Source organism: Nocardiopsis sp. NPDC006139, assembly GCF_040614155.1.
Taxonomy (GTDB): Bacteria; Actinomycetota; Actinomycetes; order Streptosporangiales; family Streptosporangiaceae; genus Nocardiopsis; species Nocardiopsis changdeensis.
Genome location: NZ_JBEXTT010000019.1, coordinates 49,068 through 74,983, shown reverse-complemented (window position 1 = coordinate 74,983; position 25,916 = coordinate 49,068). Strand labels below are relative to the sequence as shown.

General features: G+C 70.3%; 30 protein-coding genes. 5 read left to right on the top strand and 25 right to left on the bottom strand.

From position 1 onward, the window contains the following. Positions 1 to 54 precede the first annotated feature (54 nt). From ABZ249_RS23275 to ABZ249_RS23260, 4 genes are read left to right on the top strand one after another with little or no spacing between them, the layout of a single operon-like run. Positions 55 to 1,797: a DUF87 domain-containing protein gene (locus ABZ249_RS23275; RefSeq protein ID WP_355266489.1), complete on the top strand. Its 1,743-nt coding sequence runs from the start codon at positions 55 to 57 to the stop codon at positions 1,795 to 1,797. Further along, positions 1,794 to 4,100 carry a type IV secretion system DNA-binding domain-containing protein gene (locus tag ABZ249_RS23270; RefSeq protein WP_184366656.1) on the top strand — a complete coding sequence of 769 codons (2,307 nt, stop codon included), beginning with the start codon at positions 1,794 to 1,796 and terminating at the stop codon, positions 4,098 to 4,100. The genes ABZ249_RS23275 and ABZ249_RS23270 overlap by 4 nt, the downstream gene beginning before the upstream one ends. Positions 4,101 to 4,122: 22 nt before the next feature. After that, a complete protein-coding gene (locus ABZ249_RS23265) occupies positions 4,123 to 5,007 on the top strand; it encodes a replication-relaxation family protein (RefSeq protein WP_017567517.1) in 885 nt (294 codons plus the stop codon). Continuing rightward, positions 5,000 to 6,085, top strand: coding sequence for a bifunctional lytic transglycosylase/C40 family peptidase (locus ABZ249_RS23260; protein WP_355266485.1), 1,086 nt, complete (start codon positions 5,000 to 5,002; stop codon positions 6,083 to 6,085). The genes ABZ249_RS23265 and ABZ249_RS23260 overlap by 8 nt, the downstream gene beginning before the upstream one ends. Positions 6,086 to 6,396: 311 nt before the next feature. Here the strand turns inward: ABZ249_RS23260 and ABZ249_RS23255 are convergent, their stop codons facing one another. The 25 genes from ABZ249_RS23255 to ABZ249_RS23135 all read right to left on the bottom strand — a co-directional run bounded on the left by ABZ249_RS23255 (position 6,397) and on the right by ABZ249_RS23135 (position 24,542). Then, positions 6,397 to 6,948: a hypothetical protein gene (locus ABZ249_RS23255; RefSeq protein WP_017567520.1), complete on the bottom strand. Its 552-nt coding sequence runs from the start codon at positions 6,946 to 6,948 to the stop codon at positions 6,397 to 6,399. Further along, positions 6,945 to 7,472, bottom strand: a complete 528-nt coding sequence (locus ABZ249_RS23250) for a hypothetical protein (RefSeq protein WP_017567521.1) — start codon at positions 7,470 to 7,472, stop codon at positions 6,945 to 6,947. The genes ABZ249_RS23255 and ABZ249_RS23250 overlap by 4 nt, the downstream gene beginning before the upstream one ends. Next, complete coding sequence (locus ABZ249_RS23245) at positions 7,472 to 8,335, bottom strand: N-6 DNA methylase (protein WP_017567522.1); 864 nt, start codon at positions 8,333 to 8,335, stop codon at positions 7,472 to 7,474. The genes ABZ249_RS23250 and ABZ249_RS23245 overlap by 1 nt, the downstream gene beginning before the upstream one ends. A 67-nt stretch (positions 8,336 to 8,402) precedes the next feature. Next, entirely contained in the window at positions 8,403 to 8,960 is a 558-nt protein-coding gene (locus ABZ249_RS23240) for a hypothetical protein (protein WP_017567523.1), read from the bottom strand. Beyond that, on the bottom strand, positions 8,957 to 9,154 hold the full coding sequence (locus ABZ249_RS23235; RefSeq protein WP_017567524.1) for a hypothetical protein: 198 nt from the start codon (positions 9,152 to 9,154) through the stop codon (positions 8,957 to 8,959). The genes ABZ249_RS23240 and ABZ249_RS23235 overlap by 4 nt, the downstream gene beginning before the upstream one ends. A 127-nt stretch (positions 9,155 to 9,281) precedes the next feature. Next, on the bottom strand, positions 9,282 to 9,830 hold the full coding sequence (locus ABZ249_RS23230; protein WP_017567525.1) for a hypothetical protein: 549 nt from the start codon (positions 9,828 to 9,830) through the stop codon (positions 9,282 to 9,284). 209 nt (positions 9,831 to 10,039) lie between these two features. Continuing rightward, positions 10,040 to 10,579: a hypothetical protein gene (locus tag ABZ249_RS23225; protein WP_017567526.1), complete on the bottom strand. Its 540-nt coding sequence runs from the start codon at positions 10,577 to 10,579 to the stop codon at positions 10,040 to 10,042. A 134-nt stretch (positions 10,580 to 10,713) separates the two neighbouring features. Further along, complete coding sequence (locus ABZ249_RS23220) at positions 10,714 to 11,916, bottom strand: DNA polymerase III subunit beta (protein WP_017567527.1); 1,203 nt, start codon at positions 11,914 to 11,916, stop codon at positions 10,714 to 10,716. 21 nt (positions 11,917 to 11,937) lie between these two features. Then, positions 11,938 to 12,237, bottom strand: coding sequence for a hypothetical protein (locus ABZ249_RS23215; RefSeq protein ID WP_017567528.1), 300 nt, complete (start codon positions 12,235 to 12,237; stop codon positions 11,938 to 11,940). A gap of 60 nt (positions 12,238 to 12,297) precedes the next feature. After that, entirely contained in the window at positions 12,298 to 13,191 is an 894-nt protein-coding gene (locus tag ABZ249_RS23210) for an ArdC family protein (RefSeq protein WP_355266477.1), read from the bottom strand. Positions 13,192 to 13,309: 118 nt separating this feature from the next. Next, positions 13,310 to 13,615, bottom strand: coding sequence for a hypothetical protein (locus ABZ249_RS23205; protein ID WP_312893938.1), 306 nt, complete (start codon positions 13,613 to 13,615; stop codon positions 13,310 to 13,312). A gap of 52 nt (positions 13,616 to 13,667) precedes the next feature. Further along, entirely contained in the window at positions 13,668 to 14,024 is a 357-nt protein-coding gene (locus tag ABZ249_RS23200) for a hypothetical protein (protein WP_017567531.1), read from the bottom strand. 71 nt (positions 14,025 to 14,095) lie between these two features. Further along, complete coding sequence (locus ABZ249_RS23195) at positions 14,096 to 14,353, bottom strand: hypothetical protein (RefSeq protein WP_017567532.1); 258 nt, start codon at positions 14,351 to 14,353, stop codon at positions 14,096 to 14,098. Between the two features lie 529 nt (positions 14,354 to 14,882). Beyond that, on the bottom strand, positions 14,883 to 17,357 hold the full coding sequence (locus tag ABZ249_RS23190; RefSeq protein ID WP_355266472.1) for an OmpA family protein: 2,475 nt from the start codon (positions 17,355 to 17,357) through the stop codon (positions 14,883 to 14,885). A 9-nt stretch (positions 17,358 to 17,366) separates the two neighbouring features. After that, the gene (locus ABZ249_RS23185) at positions 17,367 to 17,786 is read right to left on the bottom strand and encodes a pilus assembly protein TadG-related protein (RefSeq protein ID WP_017567533.1); all 420 of its coding nucleotides are present in this window, start codon (positions 17,784 to 17,786) and stop codon (positions 17,367 to 17,369) included. Beyond that, positions 17,783 to 18,199, bottom strand: coding sequence for a TadE/TadG family type IV pilus assembly protein (locus ABZ249_RS23180; protein ID WP_017567534.1), 417 nt, complete (start codon positions 18,197 to 18,199; stop codon positions 17,783 to 17,785). The genes ABZ249_RS23185 and ABZ249_RS23180 overlap by 4 nt, the downstream gene beginning before the upstream one ends. Next, entirely contained in the window at positions 18,196 to 18,576 is a 381-nt protein-coding gene (locus ABZ249_RS23175; protein WP_017567535.1) for a TadE/TadG family type IV pilus assembly protein, read from the bottom strand. The genes ABZ249_RS23180 and ABZ249_RS23175 overlap by 4 nt, the downstream gene beginning before the upstream one ends. Then, positions 18,573 to 18,803 (bottom strand): hypothetical protein, encoded by a 231-nt coding sequence (locus ABZ249_RS23170; RefSeq protein ID WP_017567536.1) that lies wholly within the window; start codon positions 18,801 to 18,803, stop codon positions 18,573 to 18,575. Before ABZ249_RS23170 ends, ABZ249_RS23175 begins: the two co-directional genes overlap by 4 nt. A gap of 18 nt (positions 18,804 to 18,821) precedes the next feature. Beyond that, positions 18,822 to 19,694, bottom strand: coding sequence for a type II secretion system F family protein (locus ABZ249_RS23165; protein WP_355266467.1), 873 nt, complete (start codon positions 19,692 to 19,694; stop codon positions 18,822 to 18,824). Then, a complete protein-coding gene (locus ABZ249_RS23160; protein ID WP_017567538.1) occupies positions 19,691 to 20,560 on the bottom strand; it encodes a type II secretion system F family protein in 870 nt (289 codons plus the stop codon). Before ABZ249_RS23160 ends, ABZ249_RS23165 begins: the two co-directional genes overlap by 4 nt. Further along, positions 20,557 to 21,804: an ATPase, T2SS/T4P/T4SS family gene (locus tag ABZ249_RS23155; RefSeq protein ID WP_221319753.1), complete on the bottom strand. Its 1,248-nt coding sequence runs from the start codon at positions 21,802 to 21,804 to the stop codon at positions 20,557 to 20,559. Before ABZ249_RS23155 ends, ABZ249_RS23160 begins: the two co-directional genes overlap by 4 nt. Positions 21,805 to 21,857: 53 nt before the next feature. After that, positions 21,858 to 22,625, bottom strand: coding sequence for a hypothetical protein (locus tag ABZ249_RS23150; protein ID WP_017567540.1), 768 nt, complete (start codon positions 22,623 to 22,625; stop codon positions 21,858 to 21,860). Beyond that, on the bottom strand, positions 22,622 to 23,164 hold the full coding sequence (locus tag ABZ249_RS23145) for an SAF domain-containing protein (RefSeq protein ID WP_355266463.1): 543 nt from the start codon (positions 23,162 to 23,164) through the stop codon (positions 22,622 to 22,624). Before ABZ249_RS23145 ends, ABZ249_RS23150 begins: the two co-directional genes overlap by 4 nt. 86 nt (positions 23,165 to 23,250) lie before the next feature. Continuing rightward, complete coding sequence (locus tag ABZ249_RS23140) at positions 23,251 to 23,646, bottom strand: hypothetical protein (protein WP_026115256.1); 396 nt, start codon at positions 23,644 to 23,646, stop codon at positions 23,251 to 23,253. A 374-nt stretch (positions 23,647 to 24,020) separates the two neighbouring features. Further along, complete coding sequence (locus tag ABZ249_RS23135) at positions 24,021 to 24,542, bottom strand: hypothetical protein (protein WP_184366654.1); 522 nt, start codon at positions 24,540 to 24,542, stop codon at positions 24,021 to 24,023. Between the two features lie 420 nt (positions 24,543 to 24,962). On the opposite strand from ABZ249_RS23135, the gene ABZ249_RS23130 reads away from it, so the two are divergent. Further along, positions 24,963 to 25,910 (top strand): hypothetical protein, encoded by a 948-nt coding sequence (locus ABZ249_RS23130; RefSeq protein WP_355266459.1) that lies wholly within the window; start codon positions 24,963 to 24,965, stop codon positions 25,908 to 25,910. Positions 25,911 to 25,916 lie beyond the last annotated feature (6 nt).

Below are 25,916 nucleotides of genomic sequence, written 5' to 3'. Positions count from 1 at the left end.
AAGAAGAAGGATGAGAGCACTGCCGCCACCCGCTCAAAGCGCGGCCCTGGCCCGGTGGACGCCGAAGTCGAGGTCGGAGTACGCCATATCCGTGTCGGTTCCGGGGTCAGCGCGGCATGGGCGGTGACCGGGTACCCGGCCGAAGTCGGCGAGGCATGGCTGGAGCCGCTGCTCACCTACCCGGGACGGCTGGACGTGTCGCTGCACATCGAACCGATCCCCGCCCAGACCGCCGCCGACCGGCTGCGCCGACAGATGTCCCGCCTGGAGGCCTCCTCCCGAACCATGGCGGAGAAGGGCAAGCTGGAGGATTTCGAGGCGGAGGTCGCCGCCGAGGACGCCCGGGAGATGGCCGCTTCCCTGGCCAGGGGCGAAGGAAAGCTCTTCCGGGTCGGGCTCTACCTGGTGGTGCACGCCCGTACCGAGGAGGAGCTGGCCGAGGAGACCGACCACATCAGGACTTTGTGTTCCTCGATGCTGGTGGACCTTCGCCCCGCTTCCTACCGCCAGCTCCAGGGCTGGGTGTCCTCGCTGCCGGTGGGGGTGGATCTGCTGGAGCAGCGGCGTGCCATGGACACCCCCGCCCTGGCCGCCGCCTACCCGTTCGCGTCCCCGGATCTGGCGGTGCAGACCAGCGAGCGGGCGATCCTCTACGGCCTCAACGCCTCCTCCTCAGGGGTGGTGGTGTGGGACCGGTGGAGCCAGGACAACTACAACTCGGTCGTCCTGGCCCGTAGCGGTGCGGGCAAGTCCTACTTCTGCAAGGTGGACCTGCTGCGGTCCCTGTATGCGGGGGTCACCGCCGCCGTCATCGACCCGGAGGACGAGTACACCCGCCTCACGAAGGCCGTGGGCGGTACCGTCATCCGTCTCGGCTCACCGGGTGTCCATCTCAACCCGCTCGACCTCGCCGTGGACAGCGGTGCACGGCGCGATGCCGTCAGCAGGCGGGCGCTGTTCCTGCACACCCTGCTCGGGGTGATGCTCGGCGGGGCCCTGCCCGCACGGCAGAGGGCGGCGCTGGATCGGGCGGTGGTGGCCACCTACCGGGCCGCCGGGATCACCGCCGATGAGACCACTTGGTCCCGTCCCGCGCCGCTGCTGAAGGACCTGGCAGCCACCCTGGCCGAGGTCCCCGACGAGCACGCCCAGGATCTGGCTGTTCAGCTCGCGCCGTTCGTCACCGGGTCCTATGCGGAGCTGTTCAGCGCGCCGACCACCCGCCGCCCGGAGGGACACCTGGTGTCGTGGAGCCTGCGCCGGCTTCCCGACGAGCTGAAAGCTGTGGGCACCGTGCTGGCGCTGGATTCGATCTGGCGGACCGTGGCCGAGGCCACCCCCACCCACCCGCGGCTGATCCTGGTGGACGAGGCCTGGACCCTCATGCAGGAGCCCGAAGGGGCGAGGTTCCTCTTCCGGCTGGCCAAGGCCGCTCGGAAAAGGTGGGCCGGGTTGACCGTCGCCACTCAGGACGCCGCCGATGTGCTCGGCAGCGACCTGGGGCAGGCGATCATCGCCAACGCCGGCACCCAGATTCTGATGCGGCAGGCTCCCCAGGCCATCGACCGGGTCGCCGAAGCGTTCTCCCTGTCCGACGGGGAGAAGCAGTACCTGCTCACCGCCTCCCCCGGGGATGCGCTGCTGTGCAGCGGTTCGGATCTGCGGGTGGCCTACCGGGTGGTGGCCAGCGACACCGAACACGCCCTGGTCACCACCAACCCCGCCGAACTCTCCGCCGAGCACACGCCCGCGCCCACGGGCCCGGGCTTGGAGGAGGACGAGGAGGAGTGGCTGTGAGCGTGCTCTCCGACCTGGACGGGGTGCTCGGTGTGTTCACCACCCTGGCCGGGATCGTCGGCGCCGCGGTGCTGCCCTGGTGGTGGGTGCCGGTGGTGTGGGCGGGCCTGATCGCCAGCAAGCGGTGTCTGGTGTGGGTGCGCCACCGCCACTGGGCGCACGGGGCGCAGGTGGTGGAGATCCTGCCCCCGCCGACTGCGGAGATCCACCACGCAGAAGCGTTCTGGACGCAGATGCTCGGCCTGCTGCGCCCCGCCTGGAAACGGGCGCTGTTCGGGCAGCCACAGGTGGCGTGGGAGTACGTCATCGACCAGGCCGGGCTGCGCATCCGGGTGTGGGTGCCCGGCGGTCTGCCGCCCCGGATGGTGAGCCGGGCGGTGGAGGCCACCTGGCCCGGCGCGTCGACCACCACCTCCCCCGCCGATGCCGCGTCCTTCACGGGTGTGGGGCGGGGTGGGATGCTGCGGCTGGCCCGCCCCGACCACTACCCCCTGGCCACCTCCCACGAAGAGGATCCTCTGCGGGGGCTGATCGGCGCCGCGGCCTCCCCCGCCGAGGGGGAGACGATCCTGGTGCAGGTCATCGCCCGCCCGGTCACCGGGGTGCGCCTGCATCGGGCCAATCAGGCGGCCGCAAACCTGCGGTCCTCCCACAGCGTGACCTCGCGGGTGTTCGACACCCTCACCCCCGGTGGCGGACGCGGCGCGGCCGGGTGGGCGGCGCTGCGCCCGGAGGTGTCCGGGGAGATCCGCGCCATTTTGGCCAAGAGCGTGCGCCCTCGCCTGGAAACGGTGGTCCGCCACCTGGTCACCACCCCGGGCAGCAGTCCGAGCGAACATCAGCGGCGCAGGGGCCGCATCCACGCGATCACCGGGGCGTTCAGTGCGTTCAGCGCCTACAACCACTACCGGCGCCGCCGCACCCCCCTGGTGGCCGACCGCCTCGCCGAACTCAGGTTCCTGCGCCGCGGGGACCTGCTCTCGGTCGCCGAGCTGGCCGCCGTGGCACACCTGCCGCTGGACGAGGCCGTTCCGGGGCTGGAGCGCGCACCCGCCAAACCGGTTCCCCCACCGCCCGGTTTGGCGGGCGATGACCCCGATGCGCGGGTGCTGGGCACCTCCGATGCCGGACCCGGCCGGGTGATCGGCCAGCGCGCCGCCGACGCCCGCCACCACACCCACATCATCGGCGGCACCGGTACCGGTAAGACCTCGCTGCTGCTGAACATGGCCCTGGACGACATCGCCAAGGGGCGCGGGGTGGTGTTCATCGAACCCAAGGGCGAGTCCACCCTGCTGCTGTCGCGGATGCCCGAGGAGGCGATCGAGCGGGTCGTGCTCATCGACCCCGACGACAACGCTCCCCCACCGGCGTTGAACCCGCTCGCCGTCAACGACCAGGGGCGCAGTGCGGACACCATCACGGGGATCTTCAAGCGGATCTTCGCCGACTCCTGGGGGCCAAGGACCGAGGACATCCTGCGCTCGGCCTGCCTGACCCTGGCCGGGACCCCCGACGCCGGGCTCGCCAACATCCCCCGCCTGCTGGAGAACGCCTCGTTCCGGGCACGTACCGTCGCCCAGGTCACCGACCCGGTCCTCCAGGGTTTCTGGCAGTGGTTCGATGAGCAGTCCGGTCCGGCCCGGTCGCACGCCATCGCCCCCCTGATGAACAAACTCCGCTCGGTGTTGCTGCGGGGGTTCGCGCGGGATCTGCTGGCGGCCACCGACCGCGGCTTGGACCTGCGCGCCCACCTGGACAACAGCGGGGTGGTCATCGCCCGCCTGCCCAAAGGCGTCCTGGGCGAGGACACCTCCTCGCTGCTGGGGTCGCTGCTGCTCTCGCAGGTGTGGAACGCGGTCCTGGCCAGGGCCCGGCAGGCCGAATCCGACCGCGCCGACCTGGCGATCTACCTGGACGAATGCCAGAACTTCCTGACCCTGCCCTACGGGATCGGGGACATGCTCGCCGAGGCGCGCGCTTATGGGGCCGGGATGGTGCTCGCTCACCAGGATCTGGCCCAGCTGCCCCGGGACCTGCGGGAGGCCATCTCTGCCAACGCCCGCAACAAGGTCTTCTTCGATGTCTCCCCCGAGGACGCCCGGGTGCTGGCCCGCCACGTGCGGCCCCATCTGGGCGAGCACGACCTGTCGCACCTGGCCGCGTTCCAGGCCGGGGCCCGGCTGGTCCACCACGGTGCCCTCACCCCCGCGTTCACCCTGCGCACCCGCCCCCTCCCGCCCCCGATCAAAGGGCGGGCCACCGCCGTGCGCAAAACAGCCCGCGTCCACGTCCACCAGTGAAAACCGTCCGAAGGAGCACGCTGTGCGCACCACCCGTCCCCGCCCCGACCACCGTCCGCTCCCCCGCCCCCGCTCCTCCCCCGACGTCCTGCGGCACCTCATCCGCAGGGTCACCCCGCGGGACGTGGAGATCATGCGCCTGGTCTGGGAGCACCGCACCTTCACCACCCACCAGCTCGCCGCGCTGTTCTTCGACTCCTACAGCACCGCCAAACAGCGCCTGGCGTCCCTGTACCGGCTGCGGGCACTGGACCGGTTCCGGCCCTGGACCCCCACCGGTTCCGCGCCCTGGCACTACGTGCTCGACGCCCCCGGCGCCGAACTCCTCGCCGCCCGCCAGGGGACCACGGTGCGGGAGCTGGGATACCGGCGCGACCGCGCTCTCGCGTTGGCCTACCGGGCCAGCCTCAACCACACCGTCGGCACCAATGACGTGTTCGTGGCCTTGGCCGCCCACACCCGCCGCCACACCACCCGGCTGCGGTGGCAGACCGCCGCCGAGTGCGAGGCCCGGTGGGGGGACATCGTGCGCCCCGACGCCGCCGGAACCTGGACCGAGGACGGCCGCACCACCTCCTTCTACCTGGAGTACGACACTGGCGCCGAACCCCTGCGCCGTCTGGCCGAGAAGCTGGATGCGTACGCCGAGCTGCGGCGAGTGACCAGTCACCGCGGCGTGGTCCTTTTGTGGGTGCCCACCACCGCCAGGGAGCGGAACCTGCGCACCCGCATCCCCCGCGCGCCCGTGGCCGCCGCGACGGCGGTCCACGGGTCCCATCCCGCCGATGCCGTGTGGGCGCTGTTCAACGACCCCAGCGGGCAGCGATTCCGGCTCTCGGAGCTGACCCCCGGGGAGGCGGTGGTGCAGCCGCCCCTCCCGGGGTGGGAGGAGGACGGTGATGGGTAACCCGCTCGGCTGCGGGTGCGCGCTCATCGCTGTCCCACTCACGATCGGCCTGGCCGTGTCCCTGCTCGGCGCCCTGGTGGAGGACCCCCACCGAGGGGCCGCACCCGATCAGGTGGACGGCATCCATCCGGTACTGCTGGACGCCTATCTCGCAGGGGCCCGCGCTCTGGACGCCGAGTACCCGCAGTGCACCGGGATGCGCTGGCAGATCCTCGCCGGCATCGGCGCGGTCGAATCCGACCACGCGGCCGGGAGCACGATCTCCCCCACCGGGGACACCGACCCGCCCGTGGTCGGACCCGTCCTGGACGGCAGCGGTGTGGGCGGCAACCTCACCCCCCACTACGACACCGATGGCGGTGTGTGGGACGGGGATACCGTCTATGACGCCGCGGTCGGGGTGACCCAACACCTCCCGGCGAACTGGGACGACTACGGTGTCGACGGCAACGGCGACGGGCGAGCGGACCCGCACAACGTGTTCGACTCGGTGGCGGCGACGGCGGTGGAGCTGTGCGCCAGCCACCCCGACCAGCAGGTGGACTTCACCGACCGCGAGGACCTCGAAGACGGCCTGTTCCGCTACAACCACGCGGATTGGTATGTGGACGACGTCCTGGCCGAGATCGACGCCTACACCGCCGCCCACCCCGGCACCGGCATCGGCGGCGGTCCGGGCAGCGAGGCCGGACGCACCGCGGCTCAGTGGGCGCTGGACCAGGTCGGCAAACCGTATGTGTGGGGCGGGACGGGGCCGGACGGGTTCGACTGCTCCGGGCTGACCATGCGCGCGTGGGAGGCCGCCGGGGTGGCCATCCCGAGGGTGACCACCGACCAGTTCAACGCCGGAACCCGCGTACCCCTGGACCGGCTCCAGCCCGGGGACCTGCTGTTCTACGACACCCGCCCCTACGCCCCCGGGGACCCGCCCACCCACGTGACCATGTACGTCGGCGACGGCCAGATGGCCAACGCCCCCTCCAGCGGACAGACCGTCCGTGTGGAACCCGTGGACGGCCCGTTCTACACCCCCCGGTTCATGGGCGCCGTCCGCCCCTCATCCACGGGAGACCTGTGATGACGCTGCCCTCGAAGTTCTCCTGCTGGTTGCATGGTCCTGGAGGTGGGAGATCGACCTCCGCTCGCTGGTGTGGCTCGCCGCCCTGGTCTGGGGTTGCGTGAGCACGATCGCCCTGGCCCGGTTCCTGGGTCGCTACATCGCCTATCGGTGGGGGTGACCCGAGTACGCCATCGGGTTATTCTCGACGTAGCGGTTTTGGCTTTGCTTGGTCGCAGGTCACACCGCGAGGGCCGGGGGTCACCCCCGGCCCTTCTTCATGCGCACGATCCGGGCTGGGGAGGCTCCCCGGCCCCGTTCGGTCGTAGCGCTTAATGAACGCCCGGTTCGGGGCGGATCCGCACCCACCCCCGGGCCTGGCCCATCCACAGCTCGGCACGGAACACCCGAGGTGGAAGCTCCACCCGCAGGGCCGCCTCATAAGCGCTCCGGTAGTCGGGGAACACCCCGTCGGGCACGGTGAGCGGGAGCATCATCGGGCCGTCGTACATCTCGAACCCCAGCGGTGCGGCCCGGATGAGGTAGTGGCCCCTGCGGTGGGCGGCGGCAACGGCATCGGCTTGGTCGTGTTCGGTCTTGAGCAGGTCGTGGACGAACTCCGCCAACGGCTCGGTGTTCTCCTGGTCCCACGGCAGGCGGCATCCGGCGGTGAACTCGGCCATGGTCCGGCGCGCGGACGGATCCTCGGGCTCGAACACCGTGGCTCCTGAGCCGTCTTGCAGGAGGTATCCGAGCAGGGTGGGCCCGTCGTGGAGGCGGGCGCGCCAGGCGGGGCCGTCGACCAAGGTGGTGAGGTCCTCCACCTGGGTGATGCGCACACCGGCACGGGGGACGCCCATGCCGGTGTGCGGCAGGCCGATCATCCGCCCTCCCTGGTGGTGGGCCGGTCGTGGACGACCTCCCACATGGTGCCGGTCCACAGCTCCATCCGCACCGCCCCTTCGGGAAGCGGCTGCGTACGCAAAACCCGGGCCGCCGCCTCGAAGTCGGGGTAGGGAACGGCGAGGTCGACCAGCTCGGCGCTCTGCGGGAGCCGGTCACTGTTCAGGATCCGCACCAGGTAGCACCGCTTGGTGTGGGCCTCGCGCGCCGCCCGGGACCAGTCGTGTTCGGCAATGAGGTGGTCGAGCACGTCGGCGTCGCTCAACGCCGGGTCGGTGAAGATCTTCGTCTGCTCGATGAACGACCACACCATGAACGCGCCCCGGCGGTCGACGGCGACGAACCGGGTGTCCCCACCGGTGTTGACGGCGTAGCCGAGCAGGGTGCGGCCTTCGTGGACGGGGGCGATCTGGAGGGCATCGCAGCCCTGCCCGGTCTGGTGGACGGCCAGGACGTGCACGGTGGTGGTGGGGACGCGGATACCGGTGTGCGGCAAGGCGATCATCAGGTGTCCTTCTTTCGGGTGGGGTGGGTGAGGGTGTCCAGGGCGGCGAACAGGCGGCGGGCCTTACGGACCTCGCGGGCCAGGTGCAACGCCTCGTCGCGTTGGGCGTGGGCGCGGGTGATGACGTCGTCGGTGAGGGTGTCGCCGACGGTGAGCAGCACCCGCGGGCCGAGCCCCCACAACACGCTGTTGACGGCGGCGCAGGCGATCGCCAGCGGGTCGATGTCGGCGCCCACCCACAGCACGCGGGTCGGGTCGTGGCCGTGGTCGCGCAGGGCCTGTGCGGCGGCGCGCCACAGCCCGCCGGTGCCGATCGCGGGTTCGTGGACGCTCGGCACCGGACCGGGCTCGGCCAGGGTCAGGTGGGCGAGCAGGTCGGCGATGTGGGTGGGGGTGTAGAACGCCCCGTGTGCGGCCTTGGCGGTGCGGCTCTTCATGACGGTGAGCAGCACCCCGAACACGTCCACGTCGTAGCGGCGATCGGCCTCGCCGGTCAGGTCGAACAGCCCCGCGGTGAGGGCGGCCCGCACCGCCTCGTGGGCGCCCTGCTGGGCCTGTTCGGGAACGGGGGTGTCGCCGTGCCAGACGTTCATCAGCGGGAACACCGGTGTGGCGAGGTCGGGGCGGGCGTTGACGAACAACCGCCACTGCTCGGCCACGATCCCGAGCACGGTTTCCCGGTCGGCGCGGGTCAAGGCGCGGACCAGTATGAGGCGGTCGGGTGCGGGCACGGTGAGCAGGGACAGGGCGGCGACGGTTGAGAGGGGGATGTCCAGGTGGCCGGTGCCGTGGGCACGATGCCAGGCGGCATCGACAGCGTCGGCGATGCGGTGGGCCAGGACATTGGGGTCATGGGTGGCCATGGGAGGTGACCTCCGAAAAGACGGGGGCCGCCCCTGCTCGGGGGCGGCCCCCGGGGGTGTGGGTGGATCAGAGGGTGAGGTCCTCGGGGATCTCGCCGGTGATGGCGCGGACCTCCGCGGCCTGCCAGTCGGGGGCGTTATCGCGCTGCCAGGGCACGAGGGCGATGAGCCGATGCACCCCGAAGGGCCGGGAGGAGAACACCCGCAGAGCCTGCGGGGTGATCACGTAGGCCCACTCGATGAACTCCGGGCCGCAGTCGGTGTCGGGGTCCGGGCAGCGGCAGGTGAGCGTCTGCTCGGCCTCGTCGGTGGCCTCGTTGTGCTGGCCGTGGCAGTAGCACTCTGGGAAGCGGCCCCAGACGTCCGACATCACGCCCTCGTATCCGACCCGGGCGAACTCCTCCTGATCGACCGGCCAGGGAAAGTAGAGGGCGATGAGGTTGGCCCACCCGGCCGGGTGGTCATCGATCAGCACCCGGGCCATGGCCTCGTGGTCACCGTCGAACGTGCGGTGGTAGAGGTGCAACAGTTCGTGACCGAGCTGGGCGGGGCGGGAATCGAAGTGGTGGTAGCGCCCCCGCCATCCGGTGTCGGTGGGGACGGCGATGGCTCCGCGCGTGCTCACTTCTCCCCCTCCCCCCGGGACAGCCGCTCGGCGAGGTCGGCCGCGGCGTTGAGCTGGGCCGCCAACTCACGGGCGGTACCGGGCGGCAGCGGGATCAAGTGCGCGAGCTGGCCCACGGGGCACAGCCACACCATCACCTGGTGGGTGCCGGGCTGCACGGATGCGCCCGCGATGGGCGCGGGTGCGCTGGACATGCCGTGTCTCTCCTTGTCTGCGATGCGATTGTGTGGGGGTGGGGGTCGGGTGCTGACCTGCGCCTACAGGTCAGCCCCGCCCCCGCGGTGGGAGATCTCCCACCGCGGGACCCAGGGGTGCGGGCGGTCAGAGGGTCAGGTCCTCGGGGATCTCACCGGTGACGGCCCGACTTTCGGCTTCCTGCCAGTCGGGGGCGCTGTCGCGTTCCCACGGCACGACGGCGATGAGCCCGTGCGCCCCGAAGGGCCGGGCAGAGAACACCTGCAAGGCGTCCGGGGTGATCACGTAGGCCCACTCGATGGACTCCGGGCCGCATCCGGTGGTGTCATCGGGGCAGCGGCAGGTGAGCGTCCGCTCGTCCTCGTCGCGCTCGCCGTGGCAGTAGCACGCCGGGTACAGGCCCTGCTCGTCCGACATCACGCCCCGGTATCCGGCCCGGGTGAACGCCTCCCGGTCGAACGGCCAGGGGAAGTAGGTGGCGATGACGGTGGACCACCCGGCCGGGTGGTCGCCGATCAACACCGTGGTCATGGCCTCGTGGTCACCGTCGAAGGTGTCGTGGTAGAGCTGGAACAGCTCCCGGCCGAGTCGGGTGGGGTAGGAGTCGCCGTGGTGGTAGCGCCCCCGCCAGTTGCCGTTGGTGGTGGGTCGGGCGATGGCTCCGCGCGTGCTCACGACTCCTCCCCCCACGTCAGCCGGTCGGCGGTGTCGGACCGGACGGGCGCGCCCACGGTGGGCGCGGTTACGCTGGACATGCCGTATCTCTCCGTTTCTGCGATGCGATTGCATGGGTGTGGGTGGTGCGGTAGGGGGCTGACCTGCGCCTACAGGTCAGCCCCGCCCCTGTGTCGCGGGAGATCTCCCACGGTGGAGCCGCACCGGCGCTACTCGTTGGTGGTGTCGGCGGGCCTGCGGATTTCGACCCACCCCAGTTCGGGACCCATCCACAGGTCGGCGCGCACCGCCCCTTCGGGCAGCTTCAGGCGGACGGTGGCCTTCAGCGCGGGGGCGTAGTCGGGCGGCGTGATGCCGCGGGACAGCGAGAACTCGTAGTGGCCGGGCATGCCGTGCTCGTCGGCGTAGCGGACCACGTAGCGGCCCTTCTTCTCAGCCTTGGCGATGTCGCGCGCCCACTCGTACTCTTCGGTCAGGGTCTCCATGACGTTCTCGGTGTCCATGGGCGCACCGTCGCGGTCGCGGCAGGCGGCCACGAACGCGGCCGTCCGGCGCTGCGCGGCGTCGGTGGTGGCGTTGAAGTCGGTGGGCCCGCCGCGGCCGCTGTTGGAGACGGTGCCGAGCTTGGTCTTCCCGGCTCGCACCACCGCCGACCAGGCGATCCCGGTCCCGAGGTCGACTTCCTTCAGGCTGGTAACCCGGATGCGGGTGTCGGGCACCTGCATCCCGGTGTGAGGCAGCGTGAACATGTGGTTTTCCTTTCTCCTCTTCCTTTTTCTGGTGGTGGCCCTGCCGTGTCCGGCCGTGGTCACCGGGCGGCGAACGGTGAACCGTTCACGTGTTCGCCGCCCGGATCGCACAGTCGGGGATGGGGCCGGTGGGGTCAGGTCCGGGGCCGGATCGGCATGATCAGGTGCCGGTAACCGGCGGTGTCCGGGGTGGCACCGCCGTCCGTGACGACCACCGGCTTGGTCGGTGCGGTCAGGTGCACGGTGGCGGTGCGACCGGTGAAGGACGCCAACGCGTCGGACAGGTAGCGGGGGTGGAACCGCAGCCGCACCGGCTCACCGGCGAGGCCGGTGGTGGTGGCGTCCAGGTCCGGGGCTACCGCGCCGGACAGGTCCGGACCGATGGACACCGCACCGTCGGCGATGGTGACCGCGATGGGGGTGGCCGTCTCCTTCTTGGCGGTGAGGATCGCCCGAGCCCGGTCGGTGGCACGGGCCAGGGACCCCCGATCGACGGTGACGGTCACCGGGGCGCGGTCGGGCACCAGGTCCGCCATGTTCTTGGGGTATTCGCTCTCGCTGTAGCCGCGGGTGAGCACCCGCACCGGCCCGCAGGTCAGCCCGCACAGGTCGTCCCCGAGAGCGAGGGTGAGGGTGTCGCCGGTCAGGTATCGGCGGAGCCTGTCCAAGAGGCGAGCGTTGACCAACACCGCCTCGTCGCTGTAGGCGTCCACGCCGGGGGCGGGGGTGGCGGTCAGGGTCGCCCATGCGATCCGGTAGCGGTCGGTGGCGATCATGTCGATCCGCTTGCCCCGGTCGCAGGTGATGCGGACGTTCTCCAGGGTCGGGAAGCACCATTCGGGGCTGGCCGCGGCGGGGGTGACCCTGGACAGTTCGGCGACGAACCCGGTGGTGCCCAGGGTGGCGGTGTCGGGGGGCGGGGCGGGCAGCGTCGGGAAGTCGTCAGGGTCGTGGGCTTCGATGGGCAGCGTGTACCCGTCCACTTCCAACGTGGCGTCACCGGTGCTGGTGACGGTGACCGGCGACAGGCCAGCGCGCTTCTTGGGGGTGCCCTTGGCGGTGGCGGCCAGCACTCCGGACAGGTCGGCGTGGGTGAGCAGCGCCCGACCGGGGGTGGTGACCACGTCGGGCACGGTGACGGTGATCGCGGTGCTGTAGTCGAACCCGGTCGCGGTGAGGGTGCCGTCGGTGTCGCCGGTGAGCAGGACGCCGGACAGGGCGGGCACCCGCGGGCGGGCGGGCACCGCGACGGCGACCGTGGACAGGGCGTCGGCCAGCGTCGCGCGGGTGGTGGTGAACGCCAGCCCGGTACGGGTGGCGAGGGTTTCGGCGGTCATGGAAAGGGGCTCCGTTCCAGTTCAGTTGTCGGTGTGGTGGACGGTGGTGTGTCCGGCGTGCATCTGCCAGCCGGACGCGAACTCGGGCGCAAGCGCGACGACCAGCCAGCTGGCGACGGTGTCGGTCGCTCTGGCGGCGTCGGCGGTCAGGCAGGTCACGATGACCAACAGCGGGTCGGCGGCCACCACGTCGAAATCCAGCACCTGTAGCGCGTCGGAGGGTTCGGCATGGGCGAGCCGCAGGGTGAACAGGTCCGCGGCCACGTCGAGGGATGCATGCTCGGGTGGGGTGGCGAAGATTTCGAAGCTGAGTAACGCCATGGCAGGCGCCTCCCGGGGGCGAGGTGGGGCCGGACACGGATCCGGCCCCACCCGGGGCGGTCAGGCGGGGGCGGTGTCCGGGGCGGGCATCGCGACGGTGGCGGACAGGGCGTCGGCGATGGCGTCGGCGACGGTGAGCACCCTTTCCGCGGTGGTGCGGGCGGTGTCGGCGTCCTTGGCCCATCCGGCGACGTAGGGCACCGAATAGGGCAGGCTGTCCAGCCCAACCAGCGAACACACCAGGCAGGCCACCGATTCGGCTTCGATCTCGCCGACCTTCCGAGGGACGTCCCGGGTGTCGTGCTCGCACCAGATGTGCGCCAGTTCGTGAATCAGGGTCTTGACCGCGTGCGCGTCCGGGAGGGTGTCCGACACCCGCACGGTGCGGGTGTCGAACCGCACCCACCCGTTCGCGGGGGCGGTGGTGTCGCGTTCGATCGTGTAGCCGCGGCCGGTGATCTGGTCGGCGATGGCATCCCACAGCCGCGCCGGGGCCGCACCGTCCAACAGGCGGGGCCCGTGGGTGTCCTCGGGCAGCGGAGGCCCGTCGGTCTGGGAGATGTCGAACACCGACACGACCGTGAAACCGCGCACCCGGTAGCGGGGGGCGCCGCCCGGGTTCGTGAGCGGGGTGTCGTCCTCGTCGCGCTCCCGGTAGCGCAACGGGGCGAGGATCCTGATTCCCCGCTCACCCTTGCGGACGTGGCGTCCGGCCGCACGCCAGTCGTTGTAGGACCGCACGTCGGTGGCGTCCTCGCGCTGGGCAAGGATCATGAGCAGGTTCCCGAGCGAGTAGCGGCGCAGCCACGCGCGGCGGGTGATCATCTGCTGCCACCCGTCGGCGGTGGTGAGCTTTTCGACGGCGTCGGACAGGGTGTCATACGCCGCTTGCAGGCGTTCCTGTCGCTGTTCGGGGGTGAGCTGTCGGCGTCGGTTTTTCTTTCTAGGATCCATCACGGGTCCAATCGGAGAAACAGAATCGGGAATCCGGTCGGTGGACACAACCCGCAGTGGTTACGGGCTCTGTTCACCCCCGGGGGTGGGGCGCCGCCGGTGGCGGCGCCCCGGGGTTTCAATCGGCGCGGTAGGCGGACAGGTCCGCGATTTCCTCGCCGTCCTCTCCGTACAGAACCGAAGCCAGGTATTCGGCGTTCTTCTCGCACCACAACCGCTGTTCAGGCGTGTAGTCGGCAAAGTATTCGTCGTCGGTGTCACCGGGGCGCAGGGTCAGAAATCCCATGAGGTGGCGCGCTGCCTCGTTTTCGGTCGCGTAGGCAGGTCCGCGGATGTCGTCACCGGAGAAGATCAGTGTTTCTCCGCAGTACAGCGCGTATCGCCAGCGCTGGCCGTCCCACGGGGTGTATTCCAGCTGTTCCACGGTCAGGGTGTGGGGGGTGTCGGTGAACCCCTCGAAACGGAACGCCACCATTTCAGGTCTCCGGGGTGTCGGGGGTGTCGTCTTGGTAGATTGCGAGGATGTCCACGTGGTCGACACCGTGGACAGCACGGGTGTACCGGGTGAGGGTTTCGTGCATGAGCGCGACCAACCGCACGTGCCCCTCGCGCACGTTCGCGATGTGGGTGTGGTCGAATTCCCAGACGACGCCCAAACCCACGTGGATCATCTGTTCGGTCCGGACGATTTCGAGCGGGATTCCGGTGGTGTGGCGGACGTCCCGAGTCGCGAGAACCGCGGCGCGTTCGACGTCGGACACGAACCGCGCGAATTCCATCGACGTCATCATGTGCGGGATCTCGCGCACGACGAACGAAACATAGCAGCGCATGAAAAGTCACCTATTCCGGTGGTGTGAGGCGCCGGGGCACATTGCGCGCACCCCGGCGCGAACCTTGGGGGTCAGCAGCGTTCGATGTGGACGCCACCGCGCGGACCGAAGTACACGCGCCGGTCCGGGTAGGCGCCCCCGTCGGGGGTGGCGAACAGCAGAATTTCGCTGTTCTCGCTCACCGCCGGAGTGAAGACGCTTTCCGGGGCGCGGTTCACGAAGTCGAATTCCTGGCGCCAGAACGCGCCGTCACGGAATCGCTCGCGCAACGCGTCGCGCGCGGCGTTCAGGTTCGGGAACTTCTCGACGTCTTCGAACGGGTCGGACACGGCATATCCGTATCCGCCGTACCAGAGTCCATACCACACGGGAGTCTCCTCGGGGGGATTGGCTTTGCTTGGTCAATGGATATATACCCGAATTCTCTCGCACAAACACAATCGCCCGGCATTTATCGGCGCGCCGCCGGCAGCGAATTCACGCCCATAGAGAACAACGGAACCCCGAGAAAGGCAAAGGCAAAGGCAAAGGCATTGCATCATGCAATGCCATTGAATGGCGACAATTCGTGGTGAACAATAGGTCGATGGTGGCGCCATTTGACGAACAGGGAACGCGGGGGCAGCGACTCGGGTCCGCGTTGATTTTGAGGGAGGCTGCCTGCGGCACCTGTCGGGCATCCCACCGACCACCCCAGAGAACGCCCTGAGCTGGGGTTTTGTGTGCGCATGGGGGTGCCTGTCATACAGGCGCCGCGGGTGGCGCACCGATGGGCCGGACGGGCGGCACAGGGCGGGTGCTCACGCAGACCCGAGAAATCCCCTCCGCCCCACAGGGGGCGGAGGGGCCGGAGGTTTTTCACCCGAGTCGATCGGCGGCGCTTTCCGAACCCGAAGAAATAGCGTTCCGTACGCGTTCGGCGGATTTCTGGTCGCCTTTTTCAGCGTACCGTCGCTCTAATTCCAGGGCGGCTTCTGAGGCGTTCGAGTCGATCCTGAGGGCCCGGTTGAGCATGGAGATCGCCTGCCGGGGATCGACCTCTTTGGAATGGGTGGTCAAGGACCGGACCATTTCGGACCGGATACGTGTCCGGACTCCTTCGGCCCACAGATAGTCGGTGTCCTCGGCGAAATCGCCGTCGGCCATGGCGGCGGCGCTGGTGACCAGGACCGCGGCATCGGCGGTGTCCGCGGTGGTCGCCTCGGCCAGCAGGCCCTCGACACGCCACAGGTCGCAGACCACCAGATCCGGGTTGAGCCGGTAGAGGTCGCCGCCGTCGTGCACGATGACCGAGGTCGCCGCCTCTCCCAGGTCGGGGCGCAGGGCGGTGCGCACCGCGGTGCAGGCGTCGTGCCAGCGGCGGATGGCGCGGTGCGGGGCCTCCGCAGGCCACATGGCGTCCACGGCGGCCTCCATGCGCACCCCGGCCGGGTGGGCGGCCAGGTAGGCCAGTACCTCGGAGGCGGTGCGGCGGTGGGGGCGGACCTGGCGGCCGCGGACGGCCAGGGTGATGCGGCCCAGCACGGTCACCGACACCGCCCCGGCGGGCGTGGCGTCTGCCGGTGGAGGCCCTGATACGGGGTCCTCCTGCACCGGTTCGGGTGCGGGGTCCGGGTCCGTCGTGTCGGCGGTGTAGGGCGGGGTCTCGTGTGCGGGTGCGTGGTGGGTCGCCAGAGCCTGGTGCAGGGCGGTGCTGGTGGTGGTCGGCCAGCGGTGGCCCACCACGTGGTCAAGGGGCGGGTCGGCCGCGGTGATGGTGCCCGCGCTGTTCAGGGTCAGGGTCGGGCCGTCGGGGTGGGGCCAGGGTCCGAGCAGGACCGCGCTGAGCGGGGCTCCGCCGGTGTGGGTGAGCAGAGAAGTCACCTCGGAGGCCACAGTGGGATCGGTGTCGGCGACCAGGACGAACTGCGGACCTTCGGCGAGCGCGCTCTCCTGTTCTTCGGCGGTGTCGTGTTCGTCGGCGGCCCGGTGGCGGGCCAGCACCTGGAGGTGCAGCAGCGTCAACGCGTCTTCAACGTCCTCGGTGACCATCACCGGAGTGTCCTCGCCCAACTGTGGGAGGCGCCCAGTGCCGCCGAGCAGGCTGCGCAGATCGGCCTCGGGGACGACCACAGTCAGCGCGTCCTCAGCGTGGTCCAGGGCGCGGGCCAAGAGGCTGCGGGCGGCGCCGATGGCACCGGGGCCGGTGATGCCGACGCCCGGGACCCCGGCCAGGTCGATCATGGCCAACTCGGGGCCATCGCCACCGTCCGGAGGAGTCGCATCCTCGCCGGGGACCGCGGCTTCCTCCACAGGTTCCCGTCCTGCGGGTGCGCTCTGGTGGTGGTCGTCGGCCTCCGGCTCCCCCGGCTCCTCCAGCTCTCCGGCAGGGGCGGGTGGGCGGTGTCGGTGGCGTTCGACCACCATCCCGCCCACCATGCCCGCGGTGCCGGCGGCCAGGGCCAGTACCAGCCCGCCCGGCAACGCCAGCCCCACCCCCGGGGCCACTTCCTCCGCAGTGCTCTCGTCCCCTGTTGGAGGTTCGGCGGCGGGCGGGGGTTCGGGGCGAGGCGGAGTGACGACGACGTTGTAGGTGATCTCCACCCGGCGTTGCTCGGCATCGTCGTCGGTGTCGAGCAGATGTCGGGCCCCTTCGCCGTGGACCTCGATCACCGCATCCTCGCCCAAGTGCGTACGCAGCACGTCCGCAACCGCACTCGCGCGACGCTCGGACAGGTGGAGGTTGTAGTCGGGGTCGCCTGCGGCGTCGGTGTGCCCGGTCACCACAACGGGCAACTCGGGGGCGCCGTGCTCGTCGATAAGGACCGCGGTGTCGGCGAGATCCTGTTCCATCGCCTCGGTCAGGGTCGCCGAGTCGTACCCGAACGCGTCGACCACCCGGGAGCGTTCCACCACGAACGGCTCCGCAACCGCCTGTTCTGAAGTCTCGTCCTCCTGCTCATCGACCTCCTCCTTCGGCAGCTCGGCGGCGACCGCTGCGGCAGGGGCGACGGCGTTCGCGGCGGGCGGCGAGAGCGCGAGACCGCCCAGGGTGGTGGCCGCGAGCAGTTGGAGGGGGCGCAACGGTCCCAGCTGAAGGGAGGAGCGGTGGCCAAGGCGGGTCAGGAGTTCGGCGGCCACCACCAGCAGATAGAGCGCCCACACCGTCCACAGCACGAGGATGAGTACCGCGGTGCCGACCCCGGGAGGGAGACGTGCGCTGCGCAGGTGGACCTCCCAAGTGAGCGGGGAGAGATCGATCACCGGCCAGGTGAGGGTGGTGGCGAGCCAGGGCAACCCGGCCAGCAGGACCAGGGTGGTGGCCAGGGCGGCGAACCTGCGAACGGTGTCCATGGCGGGTCCTCACGGGGAGGGGAGGTCGTCGTCGGTCAGGGGTGTGGCTGTAGCGGTGGCGCCCACCGGGTGGGTGCCGATGGGGAAGAGCACGAACGTGAAGTCGGTCGTGGTGGTGACGGTGACGGTGTCGCCGTCCACGGTGACCGCGCCCTCGGTACCGGTATCGGCGAGGTAGGCCCGGGCGGCCGCGGCCGCCGCCTCAGGATCCAGGGAGATGCTCCCGTCGGCCCGGTAGGTGGCCAGGTCGACCTCCTGAGCACCCACCCGGGCCGCCTCCTGGGCCAGATGGAACGACCTGTTCTTCTGAGCCAGGGCCAAGCCGGTGTCGATGGCCAACGCCAGGAAGAGCAGCAGCGCCAGGGCACCGATCAGGAGAAACGCGGTGGCCGTCCCGCGATCCTCTGCTGCCTTGGGGTGAAGGTTCATGGTGCGCCCCGGTAGCGGTCGACGACGGCGGTACCACTGCCGGTCACCGGCAGAGTAAGGCCGAAGATCACGGTGAGGTCGACCTGGCAGGTGACCGTGGCCTCCACCACGGCCCCGGGTCCCAAGCCGTGCAGGTCGGCGGCCATCTCGTGGGTGGAACAGGTGGTGGTGTTCTGGGTGGCCACGTCGGCGGCAGCGATAGAGGCGGCCGCCTGGGCGTCGGGCACGGTGCGCTCCAGGGTGGCGGCGCGGGCGGCAGCGTGGGCGGCCGAGTCGGCGACCATGGCGGCGGAGATGAGATGGTGGGCCGCCAACCCCGCCAGAGCCAGGAACACCAGAAGTGGGGTGGCCAGGGTGACCTCGACCGCGGCCGAACCCTCGTCGCGCCGGGAGATACGGGTGCGGGTGTTCATGGCGCGGGGCGTTCCACGGGGGCGGACACGGTGTGCTCCACCGGCCACTCCAGGCCGGGGAGGAACGTGGGCACAGCAGCGGTGATCTGCACGGTGGCGGTGGCCTCGGTGCGTTCCACGCTGATGTCCAGGTCCTGGAGCAGGTCGCCCTGGAGCTGGGCGGCGGCCTGCTCCGCACCGGCGCGCCCATCGTCCTCGGTGGCTTCCCAGGCGCGGGCGGCGGCCAGCCCGTGGTGGGCGATGGACTGGGCGACGTGGGAGGCGTAGGCGTACAGCGCGACCTGCACCACCGCCCCCAGCAGCACAAGCATGAGCGGGGTGGCCAGAGCCACCTCGGCATAGCCGTCGTCACGATCGCGCCGGGTCCGGGTGCTCATTGCGACCCCGGCAGCATGGCCACGATGGCGTTGGCGGTGTTCTCCAGGCCGTTGGCGATGATCCCCAAAACGATGATCAGGGCCGCCACGACCAAGGCGACGCCCACCGGGTACTCGGTGAGGAACGATCCCCGGTCCTCGCGCGGGTCGGCGTGGGTGGGGGTGAGGAGGCGGTGCAGGGCCTGGCGGAGACGGCGGCGGACGAGGAGTTCCTTGTGGGTGTGCATGGGCGCCTCGGTGGGGGTCTACAAGGTGGTCATGATCAACGACACGGCCGGGTAGCCGATCAGCAGCAGGAATCCGCCGAACAGCACCGCCACCGGCAGGCTCATGCGTTCGGTGGCGGCGTGGGCGTCGGCTTCCAGCTCGGCCAGGTGGTGCGTACGCAAGGACGCGGCTTTGGCGGACAGGCTGGTCCGGACCCGGGCACCGTCGGTCCCGGCCAGGCGCAGGGACGCGGCCAGCTCGGCGGCGGCGGGGACGTCGTAGCGGTCCCCGAGCTGGTCCAGGGCGGTCCACGGGGGGTCGTGGCGGATGGCGGCGGCGGTCAGTTCGGCGCGCAGACGGCGCATGGCCCAGGAGTCGCTGTCGTGGGTGGCGTCTGTGAGCGCCCCGGTGACCCCGGCCCCGCCGGCCAGACTGATGACGACCAGGTCGCAGACGGTGGTGATGGCGTGGCGCATCTGCTCGGAGCGCTGTCTCGCGTGGCGGTGCAACTCCGTGTCGGGGGCCGTCCACAACACCAGAGCGAACAGCAGCCAACCCAGCAGGGGCAGGGTGAGGGGGATGCCGATCAAAGCCAGTACCGGGCCCAGCACCACCGGCCCGGCGAGGGCCAGCATGGCCATGGTGGCTTTCTGGGCGAGGTAGTCCGGGGTGGTGCGGTCGCACATCCGCAGACGGTGGCGGGTGCGCGCCCCCGGCAGGCCGAGGGCGGCCAGCACCGGGACCCCGAGAGCACCGATCCCCGCCGGGGCGGGCACGAGTCCAGTAGGGGCGGGGGGCGGGTCGGCGAGGAGTTCGGCCAGGGAGGGACGGGCCAGACGGGGGGCGAGCACCCACCACAACGATGCGGCCACGGTGGCTCCGCCGATCCCGGCCAGCACGAAGGGGTTCATCTCGTCACCACTTCCTCGTCAGCAGCCACGTCGGGGGCCAGGAGGCGCGGCCCCAGATCCACGCGGGACATCCGCACCAGCCACACCAGCCCCGCCGCCCACAGCCCGCCGATCACGGCCAGGACGAGCTGGCCTGTGGGGGTGTCGTAGGGGGCGAAGAACTCCCGGTTCAACAGCAGGAGCACCGCGGCGAGGGCGAGGGTGGTGGCGGTGATGATGCGGGCGGAGGTGCGGGTGCGGGCCCGGGTGGCGGCCACCCGCACCAGCATTCCGGCCTGGTCGCGGGCCGCGGTGGCCAGGCTCGCCAGCAGCGGTCCCAGGTCGGCGGCCTGGCGGGTGGCGGCACTGGACAATGCGGCGACGGCCAGGTCCGCAGTGGGTACGTCCACCCGGTGGGCGAACTCGCGCAGTGCCTCCTCCGGCGGTGCCCCGTTCTGGAGTTGTTCGGCGAGGTGGGCGACGTCGGCGCGTACCGGGGCGGGGGCGGTGGGCACCGTGTGGATGATGGCCTGGTGCAGCCCGGACGCCCCTGCCATCAAATCCCGGATCTGCTCCACCCACCCGGCGACGGCGTCGATGCGCTCCACCTGCGCGGTGTGTGCCCGGTCCGGTCCCAGCGCGGCGGGCAGCCACCACACGGCCGCGGCCACCAGCACAATGGCGACCGGCCACCCGGTCACTCCCCACACCACCAGGCCCCCGGCCATCGCGCCGAGCAGCCGCAGCGCGTGTTCCCGGGTCACCACGACCCGCACTTCCCCCGGCCGGGGGCGCTCGGCCAGCCGACGGGCGGCCTCCAACACGAGCAGCCCGGCCCCGGCGCCCAGCAGGAGCCCGCCGACCGCGCCCCACACCAGCGGGTTCATCGGGCGGCCCTCCGGGAGCCGTTGACCGCACCCGCGACGACCAACCGCGCCACATCGAACCCCGCCTGCTGCAAAGCCGCAGCAGTGGTCGGACCCGGCGGCGCGCACCGGCCACCGAGGCTGTAGATCTCGTTGGAAACCACCTGGCGCCCGTCGGCGCCGACCACCTCACGGACGCTGGTGACCCTCCGTTCCCCCGCCGGGGTCGCCGACACGTGCACCACCAGATGCACCGCAGCCGCGACCAGCAACGACGTGGCCTCCAAGGGCAGGCCGTCAGCGAGCGCTGCGTACGCACCGAACTTGGTGAACGCGCCCTGGGAATCGGGAGCGTGCAACGTGGTCAGGGAGCCGTCGTTGCCCTGGGACATCGCGGTCAACAACGGTACGGTCTCACTGCCGCGGGTCTCGCCGACGATCACCCGGTCCGGGGACATCCGCAACGCCGCCCGCACCAGGTCGGCGACGGTGACCTCGCCCTGACCCTCGGTGTTGGCAGGGCGGGCGTGCAGAGCCACCGCATCCGGATGTGCGTCCACATCCCGCTCCAGTCCCAACTCGGGGACATCCTCGATGGTGACGATGCGCTCCTCGGGAGGAATCTCCGCCGCCAGCGCCCGGAGCAACGTCGTTTTGCCAGCACCGGTGCCTCCGGTAATCACGATGTTGCGCCGTGCGCGCACCGCCGCCCGCAGCAGATCCACCGACACCGGGTCCAGGGTTCCCAGGCGGCGGAGTTGGCCCAGGCCGGTGGTGCGGTACCGGTGGCGGCGAATCGACACCACCGGCAGGTGCGACACGTCCAGGATCGCGTTCAGCCGGGACCCGTCCGGCAGCACCATGTCCAGGATCGGGGCGGCCGGGTCGAAACGGCGTTCCCCTGCTGGGGAGTCGGCGGCGATCCGGCGCACCAGAGTCACCAGCTCCTCGGCGGTGTCGACGATCGGGGGGCGTTGTTCGCGGCGGCCGTCGGCGTAGCGCACCCACACATTCCGACCGGTGAGGTTGATGTTCTCGATGTCCTCCTCGGCCAGCAGCTCCTCCAGCGGGCCGAGCCCGCCCACCCGGGCCAGCACCTGCCGGGCGATCGTCTCCTCCACCACCCGGTCGGGCACCCGCTGCCCGGCGACCAGCGCCCGACTGGCCCGCTCATCGAGCACCTGCCGGATCACCCGCCGAGCCAACGCCCGGTACTCCTCCCCCGCAGCCGGTCCGCGATCGGTGTCGGAGGCCGCCGTGCTCAACCGCTTGGTGACCTCGGCAGCGACCTCGTGCACCTGCCGGGCAGTGTCCTCGGTCACGGTGTCTCCCCGAGGAACGTCGTCACCGCCGGATCCGGTGCGGATGCAGAAGCGGAGTGCACCTGTTCCGCGAGCAGGTGTCCCAGGTATCGGGCCTGGCGGATCAGCGGGCGCCGACGCAGGCGGCGACCCTGCTCACGGCGGCCGGTGAGCACCTCCGCCGCCACCACATCGCGCGGGAGCATCGCCCACACGGGCAGACCGACCGCTTCGGAAACCTCCCCGGCGGACCGGGACGGACCGACGACCACCGCACCGACCCGCGCGCACCGCTCCCTCAAGTCGTGGGAGGCGTCCTTGAGGCGTTTGAGATGCCCGACATCTCCCGAGGTCACCACAACGACGGCGTCGGCCCCTGCGAGCAGCTCCTGTGCCGAGGTCTCGGGGTACAACCGCCCCAGGTCCACCACCGTCACCCCCTCCCCTGCCAGGGCTTTGGGGTTGCGGGCCAGCAGATCCAGAGCAGCGCCCACCCGATCAGCGGTGGACGGGGCCACACACACCGGCAGCCCACCGGGCAGCACCTGGAAGAACCGGGAGAACTCCTCCGGCGGGGTGTCGTGGTCCTGGCCGCTGCGACTGGCCGCGGCCAGATCCACCACCCCCGGCCACAACGGCAGGTTCCACCAGGCGGCGATGTCACCTCCGGAGGCGTCGGCCTCCACCACCCGTACCGGGCTCTGGGTCGGCCACGTCCCGGCCAGCGCCAAGGCGAGCGTCGTTGTCCCGGGTGCGCCGGAAAGCGAGCACAGGGCGATGATCATCCCTCGCTCCCGGAGGGAGTGTGGACGAGGGCGATCTGCTCCTCAGCCGCCGCCCTGGCCAAAATCGTGGCGTGGGAGGCGTCGACCACCAGGTCGACCAGGGTCCCGTTACCGGTTTCAGCAGCGGTGAGCGTTTGCACTACGGCGGGATAGGAGATGTCCCCTTCGTCATCGCCGGTGATGACCACGACCACCTGCGACCCGGTGCGCACCGAGGACGGCACCCGCCCCGGACCGAGCTGCGCGCTGATGGCGACCTCGTTCGCCGCCAACTGCGAGCCATCGGCCCCCACGATCTCCTGCGACAGCAGCCCGCCCTCGGCTACCGGCAGGGCGAGCACGGAGCCCACCACCTGGGCCGGATCGGAGACCGTGGACAGCCCTTCGGCCCCGGCCAGCTCCACCACCCGCACGTCCTCCGGGGTGAGCACATGGCCTGCCGACAGATCCGAGGCCGCCACCAGTACCGGGGAACGCTGATCGACCTGGGCCAGCGCCACCACCCCTGTGGTGGCCCCGGCCGCCATCAACGCCAGCACCACCAGGGCGGACCGCCACCGGCGCGGGCGACCGGGAAGACGTAGAGGAGCTTCGGTATCACGGGGCCGAGTGTCGGTCGCGGTCTTCATGTGACCACCCCGGAGGACTCGACCACCCGCACCGAAACGGAGGAAGTGGTCACCAGATCCGGCAGGCTTCCGCCTTCACCGGAGGTACTGGACCACTCGATGGACCACGCCATGCTCGCGGCCACCTCACGGTCACCGCGGGAGGTGTAAGTGTGCCCGCAGTCAGGGGATTCCTCCGCAGGGTCGTGAACACGGGAGGTGTAGGCGGTTCCGGGGCCCTCGCACTCCACGGTGGTGCCGTCCCCCATATCCCAGGACAACGCACTCGGCGTGGCGGTGACCGTCACCGACCCGCCCGGGACCGACGCTGTGGCCGACTGCGCGTCCCAGTCGTCCACCCACAGCCACACCGGCACCCGCACCAGAATCGGAGCATCGGCACTGGGGGACATCGAGATTCCAGGGGTACCCAAACTCAGGGACGCCCGCGCCTCGTAGGCGAGGGCCTCGTAGTCGACCTGGGGTACGGCCTCTCCACCGACGGGACCGCCGCCCACGGTGGCACTGCACCAGGCCACGAGCCCATCAAGGCCACAGGCGGGTTCAGCCGATGCCTCACCGCCGGCCGAGGTACCGCCACCGGTACCCGACTCACCATTCGATCCGCCGCCACCTCCAGAACCGCCGCCTACACCGGACTCGGCGGACACATCGCAGCCCGGACCACCAGCACTTCCGCATTCTGCGCGGCCGATGAAGTCATCTGCCCAGGCAGGAGCAGAAGCGGCAATGAACAGGAGAAAAGCAAGAACGGGAGCGGATCGCCTCAGCATGATCCGATCTCCCATATGCGCAGGTCGACTACTTTCCAGACGAGCCCATCATGGGCGACTTGGGCATCCACTTTTCTCAATCCTCCGGAAGGCGAAGCCTCCTGCTCGCCGCCTTCATCGGACTCGATCCAGTCGGAACTGTCCATACAGTCGAGAAGGGTCACTTCATCATCCGAGGCATCGACCACTTGAGGCGAAAGCACCGGCTCCCCGGTGACCACGGCCTGGTCTTCGGCCGCACCCTCCAAGGTGCTTAGCATCAGGGCCAAAGCCTCACCTGAGGAGTACAGCTTCAGCTCCGGAGGGTCCGCGTCACCTTCATGAGAGGCTTCGATCACCACGCCCCACATGGCCTCATAAGCCTCAAGCGCGGCAGCTTCAGGCTCTTCTGAGGCAAAAGTCGGGGAAGGTGTCGGGGTCTCAGGTTCCGGCGGATCCCCACCGCCAGAGGCAGAACAGGCCGCTACCAAACAAGCGAACAGAACCCCCGCACCACCCACGACGTGCGTCTTCATGTCCACCTACAACCCCACTAGAACCTCACGTGGAGTGACGATGTTAATACCGGACTGCGCCCACTCCAAGACCCAAGGCACCCTCCAACCCCACAAGGCAAGGAAGATCTCACCACCAAGCCAGGGTCGAAAGTCCAAATTCGGTCACGGCAAAAGCGCTGGCACCAAGTACACAGGCAGATCGATGCACAGAATCGGCCTTCATCAACATGGCGAGGCCCAACTTTTCGCGAGTCCTAGAAGGTGTCTGAAAAGGGTCAGGGCGGCGCAGAATGGCAGGGGAGTCCTCCATTCCGGAGAAGCTGCGATGGCCGATCGACCCACCTATCCCACCGACCTGTCCGATGCCGATCTGAAGACGTCGTACCCCGTCTTGTCCAACCTTCGCGATCATGCCCTGCGCGACGGGAGAATGAGGCCATGGAACGACGGGGCGACTTCTCACGCGAGCGGTGGATGTTCTGTGGGCACTGCGATCATCGGTGGCGCGTCGATCTGGACTGGATCGACCGGTGGGAGCAGGCGGAGGAGACCTGCCCCGGCTGCGGCATGACCTGCGAGCACGAGGACCCGCCCCGGGTGACTGTCGACCCTGAAAACCCAGCGCTCGACGACTCCAATATCGCGCAGTTCTCCTGGTACCACACCAGCACGCAGCCGGACTGGCCGACGAGGGACTTCGACCCGGCAGCCGTTCTCACGCCCGAGACCCGCATGATGATGGGCGGCGACCAGCGGCCGAAGGCACTCCACGTCGGCACGTACGAGGCCGCGGTCCACAACATGCTGAGGCGGATGCGCGACCAAGCCGACCACGGCAGCCAGTTCCACCTCTACCGGGTGTACCTCAAGCCATCAGTTGTGGTGCGGGAGGATTGGCTCATCGACCCCAGCAACTTCGTCGGCGACGTCGTCCTCGACGAGGTCTGCCCTCCAGGCGTGGACATCGCCCGCTACCTCAATTACCACGAGGACCCCGGCGGGCTCTCCCTCGCCCTGGGGCGTGAAGCGATCGCTGGCGTCCAGCAGGTCGCGGTCCCGTTGCCCGATGCCTGGGACGGCAACTGGGTGTGTGAGGTCGTCGCGCCCCTCAAGAGTGCCTCTGACGCCCTCACCCCCGCAACCGGCAGGCTGAGGCGATCTATGCGGCCTACTTCGCCGCGAGCCGCGCTGGGCCGCAAGCTCGGCGCGGTTCTGGCTGACCGCCTGCCGGTCAACCTCCGGAACCAGTTCGCGTCGGCCGCAGCGTTCTCCGAGGGAGAGGATCCCGAGCGATGGGCGCGCCGGACGAGCGGCCTGTTCAGGCTAATCGAGAATCCGGCGCGGGTGCTTGCTGCTCTCAACCAGCAAGAGCATCGACAGGCGTAAGAGCCC

Excerpts from the sequence above, each read along its gene's own strand:
- ABZ249_RS23180 (WP_017567534.1), bottom strand. The coding sequence starts at position 18,199 with ATGAACACCCGCACCCGTATCTCCCGGCGCGACGAGGGTTCGGCCGCG.
- ABZ249_RS23140 (WP_026115256.1), bottom strand. The coding sequence starts at position 23,646 with ATGTCCCCCAGTGCCGATGCTCCGATTCTGGTGCGGGTGCCGGTGTGG.
- ABZ249_RS23165 (WP_355266467.1), bottom strand. The coding sequence starts at position 19,694 with ATGAACCCCTTCGTGCTGGCCGGGATCGGCGGAGCCACCGTGGCCGCA.
- ABZ249_RS23210 (WP_355266477.1), bottom strand. The coding sequence starts at position 13,191 with ATGGATCCTAGAAAGAAAAACCGACGCCGACAGCTCACCCCCGAACAG.
- ABZ249_RS23150 (WP_017567540.1), bottom strand. The coding sequence starts at position 22,625 with ATGATCATCGCCCTGTGCTCGCTTTCCGGCGCACCCGGGACAACGACG.
- ABZ249_RS23250 (WP_017567521.1), bottom strand. The coding sequence starts at position 7,472 with ATGATCGCCTTGCCGCACACCGGTATCCGCGTCCCCACCACCACCGTG.
- ABZ249_RS23190 (WP_355266472.1), bottom strand. The coding sequence starts at position 17,357 with ATGGACACCGTTCGCAGGTTCGCCGCCCTGGCCACCACCCTGGTCCTG.
- ABZ249_RS23175 (WP_017567535.1), bottom strand. The coding sequence starts at position 18,576 with ATGAGCACCCGGACCCGGCGCGATCGTGACGACGGCTATGCCGAGGTG.
- ABZ249_RS23160 (WP_017567538.1), bottom strand. The coding sequence starts at position 20,560 with ATGAACCCGCTGGTGTGGGGCGCGGTCGGCGGGCTCCTGCTGGGCGCC.
- ABZ249_RS23185 (WP_017567533.1), bottom strand. The coding sequence starts at position 17,786 with ATGAACCTTCACCCCAAGGCAGCAGAGGATCGCGGGACGGCCACCGCG.
- ABZ249_RS23260 (WP_355266485.1), top strand. The coding sequence starts at position 5,000 with ATGGGTAACCCGCTCGGCTGCGGGTGCGCGCTCATCGCTGTCCCACTC.
- ABZ249_RS23225 (WP_017567526.1), bottom strand. The coding sequence starts at position 10,579 with ATGTTCACGCTGCCTCACACCGGGATGCAGGTGCCCGACACCCGCATC.
- ABZ249_RS23235 (WP_017567524.1), bottom strand. The coding sequence starts at position 9,154 with ATGTCCAGCGCACCCGCGCCCATCGCGGGCGCATCCGTGCAGCCCGGC.
- ABZ249_RS23245 (WP_017567522.1), bottom strand. The coding sequence starts at position 8,335 with ATGGCCACCCATGACCCCAATGTCCTGGCCCACCGCATCGCCGACGCT.
- ABZ249_RS23130 (WP_355266459.1), top strand. The coding sequence starts at position 24,963 with ATGGAACGACGGGGCGACTTCTCACGCGAGCGGTGGATGTTCTGTGGG.
- ABZ249_RS23215 (WP_017567528.1), bottom strand. The coding sequence starts at position 12,237 with ATGGCGTTACTCAGCTTCGAAATCTTCGCCACCCCACCCGAGCATGCA.
- ABZ249_RS23135 (WP_184366654.1), bottom strand. The coding sequence starts at position 24,542 with ATGAAGACGCACGTCGTGGGTGGTGCGGGGGTTCTGTTCGCTTGTTTG.
- ABZ249_RS23255 (WP_017567520.1), bottom strand. The coding sequence starts at position 6,948 with ATGATCGGCCTGCCGCACACCGGCATGGGCGTCCCCCGTGCCGGTGTG.
- ABZ249_RS23170 (WP_017567536.1), bottom strand. The coding sequence starts at position 18,803 with ATGCACACCCACAAGGAACTCCTCGTCCGCCGCCGTCTCCGCCAGGCC.
- ABZ249_RS23220 (WP_017567527.1), bottom strand. The coding sequence starts at position 11,916 with ATGACCGCCGAAACCCTCGCCACCCGTACCGGGCTGGCGTTCACCACC.
- ABZ249_RS23200 (WP_017567531.1), bottom strand. The coding sequence starts at position 14,024 with ATGCGCTGCTATGTTTCGTTCGTCGTGCGCGAGATCCCGCACATGATG.